Annotated in this window: 16 protein-coding genes; 8 read left to right on the top strand and 8 right to left on the bottom strand. The window is 52.7% G+C overall.

The window, feature by feature from the left end; all coding sequences use genetic code 11:
- The first annotated feature begins 28 nt into the window (after positions 1-28).
- Positions 29-4,102, top strand: coding sequence for a glycoside hydrolase family 10 protein (locus tag ABIE48_RS30525; protein ID WP_192716144.1), 4,074 nt, complete (start codon positions 29-31; stop codon positions 4,100-4,102).
- A gap of 57 nt (positions 4,103-4,159) precedes the next feature.
- On the opposite strand, the gene ABIE48_RS30530 is transcribed toward ABIE48_RS30525, so the two are convergent.
- Positions 4,160-5,107 (bottom strand): hypothetical protein, encoded by a 948-nt coding sequence (locus ABIE48_RS30530; protein WP_354520298.1) that lies wholly within the window; start codon positions 5,105-5,107, stop codon positions 4,160-4,162.
- A gap of 73 nt (positions 5,108-5,180) precedes the next feature.
- Here ABIE48_RS30530 and ABIE48_RS30535 point away from each other — a divergent pair, with 73 nt between their 5' ends.
- The gene (locus ABIE48_RS30535; protein ID WP_192716146.1) at positions 5,181-5,873 is read left to right on the top strand and encodes a hypothetical protein; all 693 of its coding nucleotides are present in this window, start codon (positions 5,181-5,183) and stop codon (positions 5,871-5,873) included.
- Between the two features lie 126 nt (positions 5,874-5,999).
- On the opposite strand, the gene ABIE48_RS30540 is transcribed toward ABIE48_RS30535, so the two are convergent.
- From ABIE48_RS30540 to ABIE48_RS30550, 3 genes are all read right to left on the bottom strand, one after another.
- Complete coding sequence (locus tag ABIE48_RS30540) at positions 6,000-7,076, bottom strand: bifunctional glycosyltransferase family 2/GtrA family protein (protein WP_145027321.1); 1,077 nt, start codon at positions 7,074-7,076, stop codon at positions 6,000-6,002.
- A 31-nt stretch (positions 7,077-7,107) separates the two neighbouring features.
- On the bottom strand, positions 7,108-8,124 hold the full coding sequence (locus tag ABIE48_RS30545) for a phosphodiester glycosidase family protein (RefSeq protein WP_145949791.1): 1,017 nt from the start codon (positions 8,122-8,124) through the stop codon (positions 7,108-7,110).
- A gap of 288 nt (positions 8,125-8,412) precedes the next feature.
- Positions 8,413-9,042 (bottom strand): HD domain-containing protein, encoded by a 630-nt coding sequence (locus tag ABIE48_RS30550; protein WP_089549375.1) that lies wholly within the window; start codon positions 9,040-9,042, stop codon positions 8,413-8,415.
- A gap of 253 nt (positions 9,043-9,295) precedes the next feature.
- Between ABIE48_RS30550 and ABIE48_RS30555 the strand changes: the two genes are divergently transcribed.
- Positions 9,296-9,625 (top strand): ArsR/SmtB family transcription factor, encoded by a 330-nt coding sequence (locus ABIE48_RS30555; RefSeq protein WP_192716147.1) that lies wholly within the window; start codon positions 9,296-9,298, stop codon positions 9,623-9,625.
- Between the two features lie 65 nt (positions 9,626-9,690).
- Here the strand turns inward: ABIE48_RS30555 and ABIE48_RS30560 are convergent, their stop codons facing one another.
- Positions 9,691-12,276: a metallophosphoesterase gene (locus ABIE48_RS30560; protein WP_192716148.1), complete on the bottom strand. Its 2,586-nt coding sequence runs from the start codon at positions 12,274-12,276 to the stop codon at positions 9,691-9,693.
- Positions 12,277-12,281: 5 nt separating this feature from the next.
- Positions 12,282-13,547, bottom strand: coding sequence for a class I SAM-dependent methyltransferase (locus tag ABIE48_RS30565; RefSeq protein WP_192716149.1), 1,266 nt, complete (start codon positions 13,545-13,547; stop codon positions 12,282-12,284).
- 233 nt (positions 13,548-13,780) lie between these two features.
- On the opposite strand from ABIE48_RS30565, the gene ABIE48_RS30570 reads away from it, so the two are divergent.
- Positions 13,781-15,088 (top strand): helix-turn-helix transcriptional regulator, encoded by a 1,308-nt coding sequence (locus ABIE48_RS30570; protein ID WP_192716150.1) that lies wholly within the window; start codon positions 13,781-13,783, stop codon positions 15,086-15,088.
- Positions 15,075-15,920 (top strand): WYL domain-containing protein, encoded by an 846-nt coding sequence (locus ABIE48_RS30575; protein ID WP_192716151.1) that lies wholly within the window; start codon positions 15,075-15,077, stop codon positions 15,918-15,920. The genes ABIE48_RS30570 and ABIE48_RS30575 overlap by 14 nt, the downstream gene beginning before the upstream one ends.
- Before the next feature lie 22 nt (positions 15,921-15,942).
- Here ABIE48_RS30575 and ABIE48_RS30580 read toward each other — a convergent pair whose 3' ends face one another.
- Both ABIE48_RS30580 and ABIE48_RS30585 read right to left on the bottom strand, forming a co-directional pair.
- Entirely contained in the window at positions 15,943-16,833 is an 891-nt protein-coding gene (locus ABIE48_RS30580) for a cation diffusion facilitator family transporter (RefSeq protein WP_192716152.1), read from the bottom strand.
- A 206-nt stretch (positions 16,834-17,039) separates the two neighbouring features.
- Positions 17,040-17,555, bottom strand: a complete 516-nt coding sequence (locus ABIE48_RS30585; protein WP_354520303.1) for a glycosylhydrolase-like jelly roll fold domain-containing protein — start codon at positions 17,553-17,555, stop codon at positions 17,040-17,042.
- On the opposite strand from ABIE48_RS30585, the gene ABIE48_RS30590 reads away from it, so the two are divergent.
- From ABIE48_RS30590 to ABIE48_RS30600, 3 genes are all read left to right on the top strand, one after another.
- The gene (locus tag ABIE48_RS30590; RefSeq protein WP_192716153.1) at positions 17,497-17,703 is read left to right on the top strand and encodes a hypothetical protein; all 207 of its coding nucleotides are present in this window, start codon (positions 17,497-17,499) and stop codon (positions 17,701-17,703) included. The genes ABIE48_RS30585 and ABIE48_RS30590 overlap by 59 nt on opposite strands.
- 91 nt (positions 17,704-17,794) lie before the next feature.
- Complete coding sequence (locus ABIE48_RS30595; RefSeq protein ID WP_208629353.1) at positions 17,795-17,914, top strand: YjcZ family sporulation protein; 120 nt, start codon at positions 17,795-17,797, stop codon at positions 17,912-17,914.
- Positions 17,915-18,218: 304 nt separating this feature from the next.
- Positions 18,219-18,455, top strand: a complete 237-nt coding sequence (locus ABIE48_RS30600) for a hypothetical protein (RefSeq protein ID WP_145027337.1) — start codon at positions 18,219-18,221, stop codon at positions 18,453-18,455.
- The last annotated feature ends 180 nt before the right edge of the window (positions 18,456-18,635 follow it).

The following is an 18,635-nucleotide window of genomic DNA, read 5'->3' on the forward strand; positions in this document are numbered from 1 at the left end:
ACCATTTGACGCAGGGGGAGTGCAATGAATGAGTAAATGGATGAAACAAGCCTTTTCGGCCGTAATCGCCGCGGCTCTGCTCATGCCATCGGGCTGGCTGGCCTCGGATGTAAGCGCGGATGCAGAGCAGCCGGATGCCGATACGGTAACGGTGGTGTGCCATGAAACCTTTGCGGACGGGATTGGCAAAGCCGTTCAATCGGGAGGCGCCAGCCTCGCACGGGTGTCGGGCAAAGTGTTTGACGGGAATGAGGACGGAGGTGCTCTTTATGTAAGCAACCGTACCCACGATTACGATGCGGCTGATTTCAATTACACCGACTTAGGAATCCAAAACGGCAAAACCTACACGATCACCGTTAAAGGATATGTGGACGCTGAAGCCACCGTTCCTGACGACGCCCAAGCGTATCTTCAAACCGTTGACAAAAGCTACGGCTGGCTGGCCGGCTCAGCTTTCAGAGCTGGGGAAGCTTTTACGTTGACCAAAGAATTCACATTGGATACCAGCAGCGGCGATACTCGACTGCGTGTTCAATCCAACAGCGCCGGTGCCACAGTCCCCTTCTACCTCGGCGACATCCTCATCACTGAAAAGGCTGACTCCGGCGGGGACGGAAACGAAGAGCCGCCTAGAGATCCGGCCCTGCCTTTCAGCACGATCACTTTTGAGGATCAGACCCTCGGTGGCTTTGAAGGCCGATCCGGCACAGAGAAGCTAACCGTCACGGATGAAGCCAACCATGCACCAGACGGTGCGTACGCCCTTAAAGTGGAAAACAGGACAGCCGCCTGGCATGGGCCGTCATTACACGTGGAGAAATACGTGGATCAAGGCGCCGAGTATAAAATATCCGCCTGGGTCAAGCTAATCAGCCCCGCCAGCTCGCAGATTCAGCTCTCCACCCAGATCGGCAGCGGTGGCAGCGCAAATTATGCGACCCTGGCCCCGAAAACGATCAGCACCGATGACGGCTGGGTCCAATTTGAAGGAACGTACCGTTACAATAGCGTGGGCGGCGAATACTTGACCCTTTACTTGGAAAGTTCGAGTAATGCGGAGGCCTCCTTTTATATCGACGATATCAGCTTCGAAAAAACCGGTTCGACGCCGGTCGAAATCCAGAAAGATCTGATTCCGGTCAAGAAAGCGTACCAAAGCGATTTTCTGATCGGAAACGCCATCTCGGCGGAGGATCTGGAAGGCGTACGGCTGGAGCTGTTAACCATGCACCACAACGTCGCCACGGCGGGGAACGCCATGAAGCCGGATGCGCTGCAGCCGACGAAGGGCAACTTCACGTTCACCGCAGCCGATGCAATGGTCGATAAAGTTCGGGCTGCAGGCATGCAGATGCACGGGCATGTGCTGGTATGGCATCAGCAGTCGCCGGCGTGGATGAATACGGCTCAGGACGCGCAGGGTAACACGGTCCCTCTGAGCCGCGAGGAAGCGCTGGACAACCTGCGGACCCATATTCGAACCGTGATGGAGCATTTCGGCGACAAGGTGATCTCCTGGGACGTCGTCAACGAAGCGATGAACGACAACCCGCCAAATCCGGCTGATTGGGAAGCGTCGCTGCGCAAATCCCCTTGGTATAACGCGATCGGGCCGGACTATGTCGAGCAGGCGTTCCTTGCGGCCAGGGAAGTGCTGGACGATCATCCGGATTGGGATATCAAGCTGTATTACAACGATTATAACGAAGACAACCAGAATAAGGCCCAGGCCATTTACAACATGGTCAAAGCCATGAACGACAGATATGCCGAAGCGCATCCCGGTAAGAAGCTGGTCGACGGTGTCGGCATGCAAGGGCACTACACTGTGAACACGAATCCGGAAAATGTGAAGCTTTCCCTGGAGAAGTTCATCTCCTTAGGGATCGAGGTCAGTATCAGCGAGCTGGACATCCAAGCCGGCAGCAACTACGAGCTCCCCGAGAAGCTGGCCAACGCCCAGGGCTACTTGTACGCGCAATTGATGAGGATATTCAAGGACCATGCCGCCGACATCAGCCGGGTCACCTTCTGGGGAATGGACGACGGTACAAGCTGGAGAGCTGCATCAAATCCGCTGTTGTTTGATAAAAATCTTCAAGCCAAGCCGGCATACTACGGCGTCATTGATCCGGACAAATTTATCACGGAGCATCCGCCCGAGTCGGGCCATGCCAACCAATCTACCGCGGCGTACGGCACGCCGGTGATTGACGGGACGGTCGACGCGGTATGGAACCAAGCGGCCGCTATGCCGGTCAACCGCTATCAGATGGCGTGGCAGGGCGCGACTGGCACAGCCAATGCGCTCTGGGACGACCACAACCTGTACGTGCTGATCCAGGTCAGCGACGCTCAGCTGGACAAATCCAGCGCGAACGCATGGGAGCAGGACTCCGTCGAAGTCTTCCTGGACGAGAACAACGCAAAAACTACGTTCTACCAGGATGACGACGGGCAGTTCCGCATCAACTTTGATAACGAAACTTCCTTTAATCCGGCCAAGATCGCAGATGGCTTCGAGTCGGCGACCAAAGCAGCCGGCACAAACTACACCGTAGAAATGAAGATTCCGCTCAAGACGGTAACGCCGGCCAATCAGCTGAAGCTTGGTTTCGACGCCCAGGTCAATGACGCAAAAGACAGCGCCCGTCAAAGCGTCGCCGCTTGGAACGACACGACCGGCAACGGCTACCAGGATCCATCCGTGTTCGGCGTACTGACCCTCACCGGCAAACCCGCCAATCCGGGCGACAATGGCTCGGGCAATGAGGGCGGTGGCGGAAACAACGGAGGTAACGGCGGCAGTAACGGAAACGGCGGTAATAGCGGAAGCGGTAATGGCAGCAACAACAGCGGCAATAACAGCAACGGCGGCGGCAGCCCGCAAACTCGGATTACCGTGAGCACCGATGGTGTCGTTACAATCAAGCCGGAAGCGAAAATCCAAGACGGACGAGCCGTGAGTACCATTTCTGCCGACAGCCTGAAAAAGGCGCTGGAGCAAGCGGCTGTACCCGGCAATGGGAAGAAGCAAATCGTGATCGAAGCGGCAAAGCCGCCCGGCACCGGTTCCGTTGAAGTCCAGCTTCCGGCTCAAAGCCTTAGTGGAAAAGAATCCTTCGATCTGCTGCTGAAGACGGATTCCGCAATCATTCGAATTCCAAGCGGCATGCTGTCCAATCAGACAGATCTATCCGGGCAGGTATCCGTCCGCATCAGAACCGCCTCGACGGACCATTTGAACCTAAGCGCAGCCGATCGTGAACGGATCGGCAGCCGTCCGGTAATCGAGCTGAACCTTGCAGCAGGCGGCAGAACCTTGGATTGGAACAATCCTGCAGCGCCTGTGACGGTGGAAATCCCATACAAGCCGACTGCTGAGGAGTTAAGCTATCCGGATCAGATTGTAGTTTGGTATGTCGACGGCCAAGGCCAGGCAACCCCTATTCCTAACGGCCGCTATGATGCCGCCACTGGAACGGTGGTTTTCCACACCACCCATTTCAGTACTTATGCGGTCGCCTATGCGTCCACTGCCTTCACAGACCTGCAAAACGTCCCTTGGGCCAAGCCAGCCATTGACGCCATGGCCGCCCGCGCAGTCATCCATGGAATGTCCGAGAGCCGCTTCTCCCCTGAAGCGTTAATCAAGAGGGCCGACTTCGTGGCCCTTCTGGTTCGAGCGCTGGAGCTCCAAGGTACAGGCAGTCCAAAAACCGCATTCAGCGATGTCGATCCGAACGCTTATGATCATAGCGAGCTGGACACTGCCAATGAGCTGGGCATTGCGGTTGGTTTGCCAGACCGTACCTTCAAGCCGGACAGCCCGATCACCCGCCAGGAGATGATGGTGCTCACCGCACGCGCGTTAACAGCGGCCGGACAAACAGTTGAGGGCAGCGGAAGCCTGAGCGAATACGCCGACGCCTCAAGCATTGCTGGCTACGCCAAGGACAGCGCGGCTGCGCTCGTGAAAGCCGGCATCGTTACCGGCAGCAACGGTAAGATCGCGCCGCAAGGTCCGCTCACCCGGGCTGAGGCGGCGGTCATTTTGTATCGGATTTGGAAGTTGCAGCATTGGGGAGTCAAACTTTGAAATGGAAAGGAGACACCGGTTAGTTGACCGGTGTCTCCTTTTTAACCCCAGATCATCTTATCTGTGAACAGGTTCAAATCTGATTTGATCAGCAATCAATTTATTTTCTGCTTGATTGAATTTATAGGTGATCTGAAAATCGCCTACGTATTGCGGAGAAATGCCAACGCTCGCGCCTAACGTGGTGACGATTTGTTGATTCTTCATCCAATAATAGACGACGCCGCCAAAACTAAGCTTGTCCTGTTTAAAGTTTACACCGGCAACATGATAATCAAATTGATGTTCTTTTCCCTGTGACTTTACCTTAATGGCCAAAGTCTGATCATTTTTCCGGGTGACCCCCGTTTCGATCTGGCCGGCGACAATCTCCTGGTAGCTTTGCACTTTGATTTCGGAGAGATCCATCCCGTCCAGCACATGTAATTCATCAATATTCAGTCCTGTCCCTTTTCCCTTATTAAGGATGATCACCGCTTCTTCTTTCCCGTCGCCCGTAACATCCGTGTAGTAAATCCGCGGGTCCTCAATCATCGAAAAGCTCCAGTCGAATGCCTTGTTCACACCATTCACATCAACGGCTACGGATTCATACGAATATTGCCCTTCCTTAACCGGCGTCAGCTTTACCTCCTTGTTCTCCGAAGACCAAGATTTCGTATCCAGTGACGGATTCGCCGTGTCCACATGAGACTCTTGTTGCAAAAGTGTTGTTACCCGAGATTCTGTTGTTGCTTCCGTACCTGTTGAGGGACTGTTTATCGTCTGATCTTTGCTGCAACCCACAAGAAAACCGAACATTAAAATCGAAGCCGAAAATAATGCGAGCTTGTTAATGACCATCCTCTCACTTTCGCTAGTTGATGCACAATATCGTAACCTCTTATCTATAAACGCTGCTAGTCGTGAGAAGTAACGCCCAGGGAATGCCGAGGACTGAATTATCCAGCTCTTGAAGTCCAGCCACCCCAGCCGTGAACGATTGAGTGAGCCTAATTGCTCCACGCTCGAAGGAAAAAGCCCCCCGCGTCCAGAATATATCAGCTATGAGCGTATGATGATGGGAGAGTGAGCGCACATGAGCGATGAGCAATGGCTGAAAGTTTCCGATTTGGCGGGACAGCTTGAAATCCCTCAGCCAACTATCAGGCGATACATGGACCGGCACAGACATCACTTGCATACGAAAAAGCAGCATAAAAGTTATCTGATATCTTCCGCGTCTATTCCCACGCTGGCCCGGATCCGTGACGAATACTCCAAGGGGCTGAACGGGGAGCAGGTCGAGGAGGTGCTGCTGGGCCAGCCATCCACGATCACGACCGTGAGCGATACCAGCATCCATAAGGATGAGCGCGTGAGCGATAATCTTGCCGAAGCCTTGTCCGAACTGGAGAAATCCGTGATCGATCACTTTAACAACCAGGAGCAATTTAATCAGCATCTGCTCGAACTGCTGCAGCGTGAGCAGGAAAAAGTCGAACGTCTTACCGAGCTCCTTATGAAACAGACCGAAGCGGCGGCGTCCTTGTCCCCAGCTGTTCAAGCCCAGAGCCGGAAACAGGCGGATCACCTAACGGAACGAAGAGTGAAGCGTCAGCTGGAGAGCGAGGCCTTGGAGCTCTGGCTTAACAAGCCTGCGCCAGAACGAACGAAAAGGAACGTGTTGTTTCAAAGGAAAGAGGACAGCGAGGCTAAGGAAAAATTTGTGAGGGATTACGTGCTCGAACATTACGTGAGCCGTTTAAACGAGGAATTTAATAGAAGCTAAACCTGTTCGAAAAGCATAAATAGACGAAAAAGAGCGGTCCATATTGGATCGCTCTTTTTATAGAAATCTGGCCCGCATTTAGCGAAACTTTCTCTTGCGATATAAGGAACCTGAATTTCGCGAGGCTCACACTTTCTTATACCTCTTAAAATAAGCTTTGGGCGGCCTTCCCCCGGCTCGCGACCGGGGACGGAACACGAATTTGCGCTGGCACCAGTAGCTGAACACGAACAAGGAGCCTTCGGTGAGCAGCTTGGCGATGAAAAGCGGAATCCCCACCATTTCGTGGAACAATACCAACAGCCCGTAATTTAATCCCATAATAAGCGCGACCAGCGCAAAATATTTCGGAGCCGATTCGATCAGTCGGGGGGCGTCCTTTTTCACAAATACATATCGCCGGTTCATGGCGTAATTGAATATGGCGCTGCACAACCGCGAACCGACTACGGCAGCCAGCAGGCTGCCGGTAACGAACTGAAGCACGAAGAGCATCAGGAAATCCAGCCCTGCCGAGAGTACGGACGAAGAGCAAAACTTTAGGATAGGGGCATAAATCCGGATGGAGTCCGCCACCGGGCGGAAATGGGACGACTTGTTTTTTTCCAAATAGACGGTATCAATGGGCACCTCATGGATCGGGTAGCCGTCTCCGCGTGCCTGCAGCAGCATGTTCATTTCATACTCAAAACGGTCCCCCGGGATGCCGCACAGCCAGTCCAGCATCTCCGGCGAGAAGCCGCGAAGGCCCGTCTGCGTATCCGTGACGGAGCGGCCGGTCGTCAAGGCGTACACCAAGCGCGTCGCTTGGTTGCCGAACCGGCTTCGCAGCGGTACCCTGCCGGTAAAATGCCGGCAGCCGAGCACGATATGGTCCGGATGCTCATCGACCGCCGCGGCAATCCGGACGATATCGGACGGAAGGTGCTGTCCGTCGCTGTCCGCGCAGACGATCCCTCCCGTCTCACCCGCCTTCTTCAGGAAGGCGAAGCCGGTCTTCAAGGCCCGCCCTTTGCCAAGGTTGTGGTCGTGGGTCAGCACGATGCAGCCGGCCTGGCGAGCCGAATGAAACAGCTCTCCATAGTCCTCCCCGCTGCCGTCATCGACCACGACGATCCTGCAGCGGCAAGCCGCCTTTAGGTCGGCAATCAGCTGCAGCAGTCTCTCGTCAGGCTCATAGGCCGGAATCAATACGGTTGTCATGTCGGTAACCTCCTTCAGCTTCGTCGGTCCGTTATTCGCCAACATAAATAATGTCGCTGACGCCGCGCTCCTGGCCTTTGCCCCCAGGACTGTTGACGACCCGGCCCATAAAGTACATGGTCGATGAACCGCCGCCGTCGAGGTTGTAGGCCTCGGTCGCTCCCAGGTCCTCAAACAGATTCGCAAACTCGTTCAGCGTCATGCCCCGGCTGTAATTCTGCTGCCGCCCGTCCACCACAACAAACACGTAGTGATTCGGCGAAATAATGCCGATCCCCGTCCGCGGATTCGCCTCGTCGATCGTGCGGTTGCCGAAGTTGGTATCGATTTTGACGTTATCGAAGTTCTGCACCGCGGTGCCGCCTTTCACCAGTACCGGTCCAAACGAAAAGGTATTCGTTACCCCTTCGGCAAGCAAATCGTCGGCGGAAACCTCCTCCTCGTTATACGATTTCATCGTGCCGTCACCGAACAGCGCCAGCCCGTCACGCGCAGGCTCATCACGGTACAAGGTGCCGTTACGGATGACGACGCCGTCATTCCGGAACCCGTAATAGTCCCCGTTGATGGCAAAAATGGCGTTGTTGGCGGATGCGATCTCCGAGGTATGCTCGGTAATGTTGCGGCCGAAGGAATTGTCCGCGAAGGCTGTCCGAAGATTGGACGCGTCCTTCAGCTGAACATCGGCGACGTAATACGTAATTTTATCCGCGCCTGTACCGGTCTCCACATGCTTGATCGAAATATCGACGTTATCGCTCTTGTAGTTCCAATCGTCAGAGGTTGCGTTTACTGCTGAGGCCGTGGATTCCGCAGATTCTGTATTCGTCGATGTATTCGTAGCAGCTGTTTTCGTTGTACCCGCCGACTGCGTACCAGAAGCGGGCGACGATATGGCTGCTGCCGTGCTGGGTTGGGCAACGACCTCCTCCACATGCGGGATCAAATACCGGTCGGCCAGCCCGTACAGGATACTGCCGACCGTGGCAACGGACAACGTGAGACTGATGAGCAGAGTGCGCTTGGACTTCTTTTTCTTATTGTTCATGGATGATTTACTCCTTGTGGCTGTAATGGGATAGCCCTAGAGTAAACCCGAATATTTAAATGGAACTTAAATGGGATATGAAGCTGATGGAATGGTGCAAAAAGCGGGGATCTGACGAAGGTGGCCATAGAGCCGCATGGCCTCATCTTGGTTCGAAGCGTATATGTAGGGAAATATTTTTTAAAAAAGAGAGGACAAATCTATTGAAGCTGTGAAGCTTGAGAGGATGAACTGAGGTTCAAAAAGATTGAAAGGTAGGAGGATACAACCAATGATGCAAATCATGACTTATGTGGCTAAGGCTTCTTTCGTAATTTTCTCGATATCGATCGGGGATCTGGACCCTTCGCTGACTAAATCGGGGAGAATATGCTGCAAAAAATAGTCGACGCAATGAAGCTTGATTCCTTTAATTTTGATGAGAGCATCTCTATACATGACGACGAACTCTTTTTCCGTGTTACCGCGCTGCAGTTCTGTAAAGGCCTCGTAGATTTGATCCAGTTTATCGGCCACTTCCAGGATTCTGCCTTCGACGGAATCATCCTTGCCTTCACGCAGTTGTCTGCGAAAAATCGGCTGAAACTCAGACGGAATATGCTCATCAATGAAATGAGCGACCATACCTTCCTCCACTTGCTGAAGCATTGCACGCAGTTCGAGGGAGTGGTGCTTCACGGGCGTTTTGATATCCCCGATAAAAATCTCGCCGTAATCATGACTGCTGGTAATTTCGTACAGCTTCTTCCAGTCCACCGTGACTCCGTTGGTTTCCTCAATGTCAGCCAGCGTTTTGGCGTACTGGACAACCTTCCAGGAATGAGCGGAAACGCTGTGCTCCTCAAATTTGAACTTGCCGGGACAACGAATGATGCGTTCGAGGTCGTTCAGCGATTGAAAGTACGTATGAATTCCCATAGCTGCACCCTTTCTTTGTGTAAAATGGTTGATATACTGCTGTATTTCTAGTATACATTCGGTTTGTAAAAGGACCGTAAAGTGACGCAAGAAGTTATTGGGAACCAACGGATGGTTATGCACGGGATACCCCGGTGACGCTCTCGCTTCATATTGCAGAACATTGACACGACACCAAATGGTGTCATACAATCAAGTTGTCACCAAAAGGTGTCACATCATGAGACGACAATAAGGCTTAGGAGAGAGTGCTGTGAGCGAGAACAATGAGAACCGGGATGTATTTGACGCCGTTGCAGATCCAACCAGACGCCGGCTGATTCGTCTGTTATCCGAGGCGGAGGAGCTCCCGCTTCATGAACTGACGCCACATTTCCAGATGGGCCGGACAGCGGTTTCCAAGCATTTGAGCATTCTGAAAGAGGCCGGACTGGTCGTTGACCGGAAAGTCGGCAGAGAAACACGATTCAGGCTGAACGCCTCCCCGCTCCAAGAAATTCAAGATTGGGTGGCTTATTATACCCAATTCTGGAGTACAAATATGCTGCGCTTGAAGCAGCTTTTAGAGGAGGAAGAAGAATGAGTCTTTAAAAAGACCACCTATAGAGGTGGTCTTTCTCATTGGATCTACAAGGGAAGAATCGAACGCTACAGCCGTGGATCGATCTCCTGCTCCTGGGCCACCTCAAACAGCAGATTGGCCGCCACTTCCTGGTACGCCGCATGCATCGGTTCGATCTCGTCGTATTTCACGCCGAGCATCCGGAGGCCAAGCCGGTATTCGTTCTGCGAGGTCCGCAGCTTGCGGGCGATGCTTTTCTGCTTCAGCAGCTTCCGGTACTTATGCGGGAACCGGTAGTCGTAGCCGTAAATAATGGACAGGTAGTCCGGGTTGCGCACTTTCATGTACGGTACTGTCCGGCCGTCCCAAGCCTCGGGCTTGATAACGACGCCTTCCATGTGCTTCTCCGTCGTCAGCTTGGCAAAGAACCGCTCCGCCTCTGCATAACTCTCCGGTTCGGACAAATCAAGCGAGACCGATTCATCGTCCGACAAGAAGCCGTACATCTCCGATGTCGTCCACTGCGGCAATTCTTCCCCGCCGTTTTCAAAGACGATTTTCAAGATGGCGAACGGTTTATACTCCATCTCCCCTGCTTCGGCATACAGCTCCAGCTGTCTTTTGTACGTTTCGTAAGCTGCGATATGCTGTGCCAACGATACGGACGTCTCCACAATTTCGTGTATATGCTTGTAGTTCTGGTACACGTTGGCGCCGTATTTGTCGCTTAGGTCTTTTTTAGGCATGCGGTATTGATCCTGCTCAAAGCCGCTGGCCTGATACTGCTCGGTCAATGACTGCAGAGCGGATTCGAAACCATGTTGCTGCAAAAAGGAAAGCTCGCCCTCCAGCGCCTTCTCGATCGGCTTGAACTGCCGCTGGATCAGCCCTTCGCCGAGGGCGTTCCACGGCATCAGCTCGCCGTCCAGGATGAGCATGCGGATTCCCCGCTCCTGCATATAAGGGCCGAACTTGGCCAGCAGCCGATGGTAGACTTCCGTCAGATCCACCTGCTTCACCTTGTAACCGTTGCGGCTTACCGCGAAGCACTGCTCTATGTCGAGATGCAAATAAATATTGCAGCGCGATCCCATATATTTCGGCTGCAGCGCCACCTTCAGGACACCGTTCTCCTTGAAATAATCCAAGCCCCGCTTCAGCGACTCCAGCTCACTTCTCTCCATATCTTTATCCGCCGGGGACATTGTGCCGGAAATGAAGTTGATTTTATGCCGGGAACAGTAGTGCAGCCTGCGGATATCGTCCTCCCCCAAATCCTGCACGGATACCTTCCGCTTTTCCTGGAACAGCGCCGGAAGTTCCTCGGTCAGCACGGACGTACGCGACTTATGCGACTTCATGAACGGTTTGAACGAGACCGTCACGGACGTCAGCCCGTTTCCATGCACGGCGCCAGTGTCGAGATGGATTTTGTTGCGGATCCGGAAAGCCTGCTTGGCGGCCACATGACCGAAGATATGATACGGATGGTTCCCCACCGCCTCATCCTTCAGGAAGGACAGCTGCTCTTCCAGCGGCGCTTCCCGGTCGATGCGGAAATTGCGCTGATGGCGGGCCGATTGAGCGTCCAGCTTGCCGATATACTTTTTCATGCACGGTGCATGCGTTACATAGTAGGAAGGGCCGTCCGTTCCTACATAGCGGTAAAAGGGCTTTGCCTTTTCCACCAGTTCGTTAAACATCACAAGCAGCTCAGCATCGTTTGCCAATGTCTCGGTGGAATCAAAATACGTCTGCAGCAGCTCCCGATCCACGCCCTGGATCTCGCCCCGCAAGTATTTGTAGACGAAATTTTCGTGATTCCCCAGCACGAACAGGAAATGCTCCTGATTCTCATACAGAAATTCGATGATTTCACGCGTCTGCTTGCCTTTATCGATCCAGTCGCCAGCCATGATGACCTTCGTATACCTTAGCTTCTCCCCTGCGAGCAGCTTGCCTGCCTCCATCCGGAAGCCGTAGCTCAGCAGCAGGCCCTTCAGCTCTTCCACGCACTCATGAACATCCCCCACAATGATGTACCGCGGGCCATGCGGGAGAACCGTCTCCCGGTAAGCCTCCAAATCCTCGATAATCACGCGGTAGTCGGAACTGGCCGTGCTTTCTTCAGGCCGGTAAAAGTCCTTGGCCCGCACCTTATGGATCTTTTCATAGCCTTCGCGCGGCAGCGCGCCGAGCACGTCTTTTTTCAGGCGGTTGATATGATTCGTGATGAGCCGTTTGGAGCGCTCCGATGCGTAGTAGTCCTCCCTTTTCCGGTAATCGAAGACGATCACCTCAAGGTTGTAGTGATGGCTGCGGGCGATCTCCCGCACCTTTTCGCGAAAATCCTCCGCCAGCCCCGTCGTATCCACCACCACGAAATCGGCATTGACCGGAAACGACGTAACCATCTTCAACCGCTCAAACAGCAGGTGAAAAGCCTGCTCGCTCGCCTCCAGCATCACTTGATCATATTTATCGTAATCATATCCGAGCACCTCCTGGCGGATCCGGTCGGAGGACAGGTATTGAATGTTTGCTTTTAATTTCGATGTCTCATCCTCAAACCGCAGTCCCGGGATTAGCACGTCTTGGGCAAACGTCGTTTTGCCGCATTCCGTAGAACCGACGAGCATGAAGATGGTATGCATTTTTGTGCGGATTTCCATGAGCTCTAAGCCCCCTCTTTCTTCAAAATAACGCCCTGCGTCGTCCGGATCTGGTCGACCTCATCCCCGATCGCCGCGAAATCATGCGACAGTCCGAGCCCCTGAATCACATCCAGCATCCACGTCTGGAACTCCTCCTGCCCCATCTCCCACATATGGTCGTCATGGCGGAAGCCGGACAGCTCGTAATAACGGTTAAAGTCCGCGTTCGGCGTCGTGATCACCAAATGATCAAAATCGACCCTGGCCACGATCTGCCGGATCAGCTGCGCCGCCTCCTCTCTGCTCATATGCTCGATAACTTCCGTCAGGATCACGTCGACCCGTTCGCCGTTGTAGTCCTCGAGAAAATGGACCATCGAGTGGAAGGGCGCAATGTTATCGATTTGCCGGGACTCCGCTTTGCGGGTCAGGGCCGCCAGGCTCTCTTCGTCGATATCGACCGCGTAGTAGCTTCCTTCGATTTTGCCGGCAAACGGCAGCGCATAAAAGCCTTCACCGCACCCGACGTCGAGAATGGACTTATCGAAAGGCAGCACGCCGCCGATGTAATTTCGGCGCTGCAGCGCTGTACCCCCGTAAGCAAATTGGATTCGGTAACGGGTCGATGCTTCAAGCTCCGTCTTGTACTTGTTATACCGCTCCCGGGAAGCCAGGAAATTGCGGACGAACAGGCTGCGGATGTAAAACGGTGCGTCGATCACGTTGATGCTGCGGATGTATTTGTCCAGCACATGCTCGGAAATGTCGATATATTCGTTGCCGAACATGGACAGGAACAGGCACAGCACGCTCACGGCGTGAAGGAGCTTATAAAGGCTGCGCTGCGTCGTCACCGTGAGCGAGTAGCTCTTATGCGCCTGATGCGTAATCTGAAACGTGAAGTCCTTGAGATGCTTTTCAAAAAAATCGATGTAGCGCGTGAGCTCGATATGAATCATGCCGATCATCAACGTATGCTCATACCCCTCCGTATCACGTTCGTCATGGTGCTTGAGCGGGTGAGCGAAAAACTCGCTGATCGCGTTGAGCGGAAATAACGGCGTGTTGTAACGCGACACGTTCAAATATTCGAACTTCTCGTCGGCATGCTGCTTATAGGAAATTTCATTATCGGCGTCTTTGAAATAGACGTTGAACGTCTGCTCATCCGAATACCAGCCGTAGGCCATCCCTTTGCGGATGCTGCGGAGAATCATGCCGGAATGCGGGTTCTTTTTGATCAAAAATGAAAACTGCGGGTTCGTGGACCTGATTTGCACGATCGCCATACTGCACTCTCCTTGCTTGCGGGTTTCAATTCTTTTGTTGTCATCATCGCTTATTTTCGTGCGCACGAACATGGCGCAAGTATTACGACCTGGCATAGAAATCTGATGAAACAGGCGCCTTTCATGTTTCCGCTCGCACGATCACGGCACGCTCATGGTAAGGTTCACGTGTTAACCAGCCGGTTCGCCTGCTACAATAGAATGAGATCGATACGGAAAAGGAGAACCGCCAGATGGCCAAAGAGAGCTTTGATAAAGAAATCCAGTTTTTGCGCTTGCTGGTGCTGACGAGCGGGGCGTATAACCGGCAGCAGTTCGCCAAGCGGCTGGGGATTTCCGTGAACACGTTCGATAAGACGATCCGCCGCCTCAAGGAGATTGTCCAGACCACGTACCAGCAGCTGCCGGAGGAACAGGGCAAGGAATTCAACGAAGGGCTGCGTTACAACTACTACGATTCGGCCGACCCGATGCTGCTGTTCCTGTTCCGCGCCAAGTCGCTGAAAGAATCGGAAAGCGAGCGGCTGTCCCTGCTGCTTGGAGCGCTTGGTACGCAGTCCCTTACTGCGCTGGAGCTGCTGGACTGCTGCACGAACGCGATGGCCGCCCATCTCCCGCTCCCGGATGAGAAGACGATCCGCAAGGATCTGAAGTACCTGGAAGAAGTAGGGGTGATCCGCAAAATAGGCGGAGCGCGCCCTTACCGATACGCCATTCGCGGCGAGCTCGTTCAGGAGCTGACCGAGGATGAGCTGCTGGATTTGTACGATTTTGTGGACGTCATGGCGGGCACCCAAATTCCTTCCGTCCAGGGCTACCTGCTGCGGGACGGACTGAAGAAGCAGCTGATGCGAAGCCATTCGGAGAGGCATGCGGTCGAGCCCTTTTTATATAAATATCACTACCACTCGCGGATTTTGGACGAAGCCCATTTGTTCTCCATTCTGGATGCGATCCGCAAGCACCGGAAGGTCCGGTTCCTGTACTTCTCGCCCAAAGCGGAAAAAAGCTACGCCTCCCAAAACACTAACCCGCTGTTTGAACGGAAAACGCAGGGCAAGCTGGAACAGACGCTGCCGCTAAAGGTCGTGTACGACCATCAATACGGCCGCTGGTATCTGCTGTCCTATGGCCGGGAAGGCATCCGGAAATACCGGATGGAAGGCATCACGCAGTTTGAGGAAGCGGAAGAGGCGGATCCCGTCTGGTTTGCGGAGAAGCAGCAGGAGCTGCTGGAGAAGCTGCGCTACAGCTGGCTGATCGACACCGGCGCACCGGTCACGGTCCGCGCTAAATTTTACAATCCCGGCGACGGACCGAACTTCATCAAAGAGCGGGTGCTGCTGCAGGGTCAGTGGGGGCAAATCGTCGAAGAAGACGACGTGGCCTTTATTTACGAGATCACTGTAAACGGCACGACGGAAATCAAGCCGTGGCTGCGGAGCTTCGGTTCCAGCTGCGAGGTGCTTGAGCCGATCCGGCTGCGCCGCGAAATGATCGCGGAATGGAAGGAGATACGCGCCTATTATGAATCTGTTTGAAAAGATTTTTAACTACCAGATCATCTCGCGCCTCGACGATTCCGGCACCTTCATGGTCACCGCCCACGAACGCGCTTGGCTGAAAACCGTGCTGGAGCACCCCGCCGCTTCCGAAGCATTTACGCCCGAAACGCTGGCGAAGCTGGCGGCTCTGCTGGCCGAAGATGAAGCGATGGACACCGGCGCTCACCTGATCGAGAAAGCGCGGAGCCGGGAAAAGCAGGTGTACCACCCCCTCCTGCGGCCCTTGCGCCGCCTGATCATGAACCGGAGCGGCATCCGCGTCACCCACGCCCTGAAAAGCGGGCAGATCTACTCCAACCAACTCGGCGTGCCGTATCGGCTGGAGTATTCCATGGTGAAGCGGGAATGGTACCTGCTGTGGCATCATATCCGCAATCGCGCCTTCATGAGCACGAAGCTGGATAACATCCTCTCTGTCACCGAGCAGGAGCTGCCGCTTGAGCGGGTGAGCGATATTTTGACGCGGATTAGCGAGACACTGGAGAACCGCAAAGCCGAGGTGTTCGTCCAAATCATGCCGCAGTATAACCAAGAGCTTTCGCGTATTCTGTATGCGCTGTGCTGTTTTGACAAGGAGGTGCAGTATGACGCTCAAATCGATACCTATACGGTCAAGGTGTGCGTTATGGGCGATGAGAGGGAATTTCTGCTGTCCAAGCTGCGCTTCTTGGGCAAACGGGTGCGGGTGCTTGAAGGAGACTATGTGAAGAGACGCATGCTGGAGGCTTCGGTGAAGGCGCTGGAGAGGTACGGCGTGGTGGAGGAAGTTACGGTTAAGGATGAGGATGCGCTAAACCCCGCTCAATGAGCGGGGTTTGGCTGCTTGCGGACTACTCTTCATACCATGGGTTTAAATGAACCATAACCTCTCCGACATCGGAGCAATGCTTCATAATCGTTTGTTTAATATTTCTGGAGATATCATGCCCTTCCTGAACACTAAGCTCAGCCGCCACCCCGACTCGAATATCAACAATAATATAATGGCCGTGGTCCCTCGCACGAAGGCGATCCAGACGCTTTACTTCCGGAACCGTTTTGACTAACTCCGTAAGCTCGTTCATTTTCTCCAAGTCCACGTTTTTCTCCATCAAAACATCGACCGAGGATTTTCCCATATGAATCGCCAGCTTTAACACCAAATAAGCAACAACGATTCCGGCAATAGGGTCGCCATAAGAGAGAATCGCGATATCGTAATGATCGCCGAGCATGCCCAATGCGATGCCGATGACCGCGGCAATGGAAGCATAGACGTCTGCCAGATGATCATAAGCTGTGGCAATGAGCCCGCTGCTTCGGTGACGTTTTCCGATAGCCATGGTATAAACATAGAGAACTTGCTTCAAAACCAAAGAAAAAGCCGCTGCTGCCAGCGCGACGACGGTCGTTTTGTGCGGGGGTTCGAACAGCACCATCACGGAATGATAGGCCATATATAGAGCAGCCAGCGCTAAAATGATGGCCACGCCCCCTGCCCCCAGCACCTCTGCCTTTCCATGACCATAAGGATGATCCTCATCCGGAGGCTGCTTGGAGATTCGCATGGAGCTGAGGGCTGCGCCTGTGGCGACGACGTCTCCTGCATTATGAACGCCATCGGCAATGAGTACCGGACTATTGGATAAGAATCCAACACCGAGTTTAATAGCGGTTAACACGATATTACTTATGAAGCTTAGCCAAATGGCAAATGTCGATTGTTTGTCTTCATGGTTCACGTTTTTAACTCCTTACACATTCAGTAGCATCCGTGTTGAAACGATAGGTTTTAATAGTAGCGTATAAATACCGTGTGGGTCCAGAGAAACAGTTTTTGTGTGTCCCTAAAAAGTATGACTTGGCATAAAGAGTTGTACGGGTGAAAAATATTTTTACATAACAAAAAAAGCCTCCTATCAAGGAGACTTATCTGAAGATCCGCTGTTTAATAGCAAAACCGCACCGACCCGATCAGCCCGCTGGGCTCCTGCTGCGCAAAGGACGACAAGAAGTCGCGCTGCTCCTTCACCGGCGTATTTGTCACTTCAACGACAAGCTTATTCGTACCCTTTCTGATCATGCCATGGATCTCGAAGGTGTAGGGAGGGCAAATGCGCACTCCTGCCTGCTCGCCATTCCACCATACCTCCGCCGTTTCATAGACTTCACCAAGATCCAGCAGGACTTGTTTCGTCGACTCGTTCCATTCAAATTCGATTTCATAACGGAACGTGCCGCTAAATCGCGGTAAGCCATCAGGACCACTCATATTTATTAAACCTGTCACGGTTCCCCATTCCTCGAAATGAGGGTATTGTTCTGCTTTCGCAAGGGATATCATCCATTCGCCGTTGAGCTCATAGCTCGAATCTGTCGTATGTGCCGGCGCAGGGAGGTCTATCATGAGCGACGTCAAAGGTGTTGAAAATGGGTGCTGCCCTACTAATATAGGTGCTAGCATTTTGTTGGAAATAAAGAATAAGGAACGAGGAGTGACGAAAACCCTGTTGGCTATTAGCTGGCAGGGTCGTTTTTTGATTCATTCTAAATTTATAGTCCGAAATTTAAAAATGAGTGTTTTCCCTTCCCCAAATGTTCATTATCCATAAGATATGATTATCTATTTACCGCTTTGCCCATACCCAATCCAGATTAAATCATAAGATACATTGTACTTTAAACTCAAGGAGGTAGTAAGGGATGAGTGGAGTTGTAGGAGGAGTTGGCGCAGGGTACGGTTACGGCTTGCACAACAATGTTGGTGCTATCCTTGTGTTGTTCATTCTGTTGGTAATTATTTTGGCAGCATTTTGTTGGTAAACCAAATATCAGTATTGACGAAAACCCTGCTGGCTACCTGTTGGCAGGGCGGACGCGCCGTTGTGATCTGAAAGCATTAGATCTTTCTTTTTCTAAACAAATAGCATTTTTAAACCCTGACAGCTTTGTGCTGCAGGGTTTAATTTATTTCTGAATCTTTTTTATAAGGTTTAAAGTTGCACTTTAAAGTTCGTTTCTCAAAATTTCGTAAACTAGCGGAATCGGCCTCATTCATTGGTATAACTGCCGTGACCCCTTGTCCAACGCGTTCATATGATGCTTTGTCAAAGAAAGGAATGATGAGATGGATGCCTATTATAGCTGCACGCGATTCATGAGCCGGAGAGTCCGCATTATAACAAGAGACGGTTATGTGCACGAAGGAAGAATCGTAAAAGTGGATCGTGATAATGTGTACTTGGAGACAGATCGAAGAGATGGACCTGTTACGACCTCCGCTTTCCTCCCCTTCGGATTCAGGGCTCGCAACTCCATTTTGACGTTAAGCCTGTTCACGCTGCTCGCGATTGCTTTAATCTAAATCCCTAAGCGATAAAAAATCAATCACCATATTCACAAGAATTAACAAAAAAATAGACTGCTTACTTCGCAGTCTATTTTTAGTTCATTTTTTATTTCGTTTCTTCGGAAACGCGCTCCACATTAGTGGAGACCTGCACAAAAGCGTTTTCAATAACGATTTGCCACCGATATAAACGTA

Origin of the sequence: Paenibacillus sp. OAE614 (assembly GCF_040546645.1) — a bacterium.
GTDB classification, from domain to species: domain Bacteria; phylum Bacillota; class Bacilli; order Paenibacillales; family Paenibacillaceae; genus Paenibacillus_AQ; species Paenibacillus_AQ favisporus.

Coding starts and splice junctions, on each gene's coding strand:
- ABIE48_RS30525 (WP_192716144.1), top strand. CDS start 29: ATGAGTAAATGGATGAAACAAGCCTTTTCGGCCGTAATCGCCGCGGCT.
- ABIE48_RS30535 (WP_192716146.1), top strand. CDS start 5,181: ATGAGCGATGAGCAATGGCTGAAAGTTTCCGATTTGGCGGGACAGCTT.
- ABIE48_RS30540 (WP_145027321.1), bottom strand. CDS start 7,076: ATGACAACCGTATTGATTCCGGCCTATGAGCCTGACGAGAGACTGCTG.
- ABIE48_RS30545 (WP_145949791.1), bottom strand. CDS start 8,124: ATGAACAATAAGAAAAAGAAGTCCAAGCGCACTCTGCTCATCAGTCTC.
- ABIE48_RS30550 (WP_089549375.1), bottom strand. CDS start 9,042: ATGGGAATTCATACGTACTTTCAATCGCTGAACGACCTCGAACGCATC.
- ABIE48_RS30560 (WP_192716148.1), bottom strand. CDS start 12,276: ATGGAAATCCGCACAAAAATGCATACCATCTTCATGCTCGTCGGTTCT.
- ABIE48_RS30565 (WP_192716149.1), bottom strand. CDS start 13,547: ATGGCGATCGTGCAAATCAGGTCCACGAACCCGCAGTTTTCATTTTTG.
- ABIE48_RS30570 (WP_192716150.1), top strand. CDS start 13,781: ATGGCCAAAGAGAGCTTTGATAAAGAAATCCAGTTTTTGCGCTTGCTG.
- ABIE48_RS30575 (WP_192716151.1), top strand. CDS start 15,075: ATGAATCTGTTTGAAAAGATTTTTAACTACCAGATCATCTCGCGCCTC.
- ABIE48_RS30590 (WP_192716153.1), top strand. CDS start 17,497: ATGAGCGACGTCAAAGGTGTTGAAAATGGGTGCTGCCCTACTAATATA.
- ABIE48_RS30585 (WP_354520303.1), bottom strand. CDS start 17,555: ATGCTAGCACCTATATTAGTAGGGCAGCACCCATTTTCAACACCTTTG.
- ABIE48_RS30595 (WP_208629353.1), top strand. CDS start 17,795: ATGAGTGGAGTTGTAGGAGGAGTTGGCGCAGGGTACGGTTACGGCTTG.
- ABIE48_RS30600 (WP_145027337.1), top strand. CDS start 18,219: ATGGATGCCTATTATAGCTGCACGCGATTCATGAGCCGGAGAGTCCGC.